Consider the following 2,212-nt stretch of genomic DNA (forward strand, 5'->3'; position numbering starts at 1 on the left):
CGATCTCGGGCCTCAACACCTCAAGATCTGCACAGGGGACGGCGTGTACTGCGTCAGGCGCTCCTCAGCGACCCACAGATGGAGCACAAGAGCCCGAAATTGTCCTTCTGGCACATGAGGCAAGTAGGTGATTGCTGGTCCACCTGTGTCCTGTGCCAACGCCGGCCTCGCCACGTCGGACCGCACGGATGAGCGTGCCGAGGCCCGCGAGCGCGGCCATCGCCACCAGGTTCGGCCTCTCGCCCACCAGCCCGAACACCGGTGGAGTGCCCTGTCACGACCCACTGCGATGATGACCGCCAAAGCCGACAGGAGGGGGCACAGGACGTGATTGAGCTGGCCGAGCAGGTCATCCGGCGGATCGCCGCGGACGTCGTCAGACATGCGCCGGAGGGCTGGACCGAGGCAGTGCTGAACTTCACTGCGGGTGTCGGTGTGTGCTTGAGGTCCGGTGGATACACCGTAGCCGGGGAGCCCTGGCAGCCGTTCCGCCGCTACGACTTCTACCCCGAGCTGTGGAGCCTGGCGGAGGCCATTCGCGCCAGCCGGGGCTGGGAGCACGCCGGCCTGGAGGTCCGGTGGCGGCCGACGGGAGAGTTCGACCTGGTCGAATTCCCGGATGCGGTCACCAACGCCCACGGGAACGGCACCGGCTTCCAGGTCGTGCTCGATCACGACTACCGGCTGCCCCAGCCGGGCCTCGGGCAGGAGCCGGGAACGGGCGGCGTGGCCGGCGACCCGGACCTGGCGGTGGCCCGGTTCCGTGCGTACATGGAGCGCCGCGCATCGATCCTGGGGCAGCCCGAGCAACTGCCGCCTCCCGCTTCGGCCACTGCGCTCGACGAGGCCGAACGCCGCCTCGGCCGCCCGCTGCCCGCCGACCTGCGGGCGCTGTACCTGATCGCCGACGGAGACGGCATCGGCTACGAGAACCTGAACCTGTTCGGCAACAACCTCTGGCTGTCGCTGGAAGGCCTCGTCGAATGCCAGGCTGAGTGGAGTGAACCAGTCTGGTTCGGCTGGGACTTGGAGTGGGACGCGGTCGTCTTCGATGCCGACCCCGCCGATACCGTCCGGCGCTGTGGCGGGCACCTGGGCTGGCTTCCCTTCGCCTCTGGCCAGGACGGCAACTTCCTGTCCGTGGACACCGCCCCCGCCCGCAAGGGCCGACCTGGTCAGGTCATCCGGATGGGCCGCGACTACGACCACGGCCCGGAGTACGTCGCGGACTCGGTGACCTCACTGCTCGGCCACTACCTGGACCTGCTGGAAGAAGGCGCGTACGAGGTACAGGACGGCAACATCCGCATGAGGGAGCCCGACCGCGGCTTCGACCGCGGAATAGCCGTCGGCGAGATCCCGGCGGAGGTCCCGCCGACCCTCCAGGACATCACCATCAACACCCTCTCCGGCGCGGTTGACCTCACCCCGCTCACCGCCGCCCCGAACCTACGACGGCTACAGCTCCACAACGGTGCTACCACGGATCTTGCCCCGGTCCGCGCCCTGCCCGTCGAGACCCTGCACATCACCCTCGACGGCACCGACCTGGCTCCCCTCGTCGACCACCACCACCTCGCCGTCCTGAACCTGGGCACCACGGCCGCGACCGACCTCGCACCGCTGCGTGCCGTCCCGAACCTGCGCTGCCTGGACCTCTCCCGAGCCGCCGCCACAGACCTCGCCGTCGTGGCCGATCTCCCCGGCCTGCGCTACCTGGTCCTCACCGCACAGCAGTGGTCCGTCCTGCTGGACGAAGGCAACGCACCGCCCAACCTCGCTGCCGCGCGTCTGGCGGGTGCCGATGTCAGTTTCGACGACGCCCTGGCCTGGTCGGCTCGCCTCGGCCGTGGCGGCGGTGACGCGTTCCGCCTTTCCAGCACCTTCGGGCCCAGTGGCAGTTGAGTCCCTTGCGCTCCCGCGAACATCTCCAAGCTGGTAGATCGACAACTGCCGCGGCGGGCTGGTCTTTCCCTGGGTCACTGGGGCGCGCTGGAGTCGGTGCTCGCGGCCCGCACCATCTGACGCAGGCTCGCGCGCGCCCCCTCCAGGTCCTCCACCGCCTCGGCGAGCGCCTCCTGAGGCTCTCGTTTCTCGTTCTCCCAGGCGCTCTTTTCAGAGCGTGGTGGTGAACTGCGCTGTAGCTCGATGAGCTGCGGTTTTGCGGTTGGGCGGGTGTGGTTGCGGCTGGGACGGGGCAGCCAGCGGACGG

General features: G+C 69.2%; 2 protein-coding genes. One reads left to right on the forward strand and one right to left on the reverse strand.

What is annotated here, in order from left to right:
• The first annotated feature begins 327 nt into the window (after positions 1–327).
• Positions 328–1,905 carry an SMI1/KNR4 family protein gene (locus tag ACIOFR_RS42120; RefSeq protein WP_401006116.1) on the forward strand — a complete coding sequence of 526 codons (1,578 nt, stop codon included), beginning with the start codon at positions 328–330 and terminating at the stop codon, positions 1,903–1,905.
• Positions 1,906–1,979: 74 nt separating this feature from the next.
• On the opposite strand, the gene ACIOFR_RS42125 is transcribed toward ACIOFR_RS42120, so the two are convergent.
• A partial coding sequence (locus tag ACIOFR_RS42125; protein ID WP_401006118.1) for a hypothetical protein occupies positions 1,980–2,212 on the reverse strand: 233 nt, incomplete at its 5' end.

It is taken from the genome of Kitasatospora sp. NPDC088346, assembly GCF_044740765.1.
In the GTDB taxonomy this organism is placed as follows: Bacteria; Actinomycetota; Actinomycetes; order Streptomycetales; family Streptomycetaceae; genus Kitasatospora.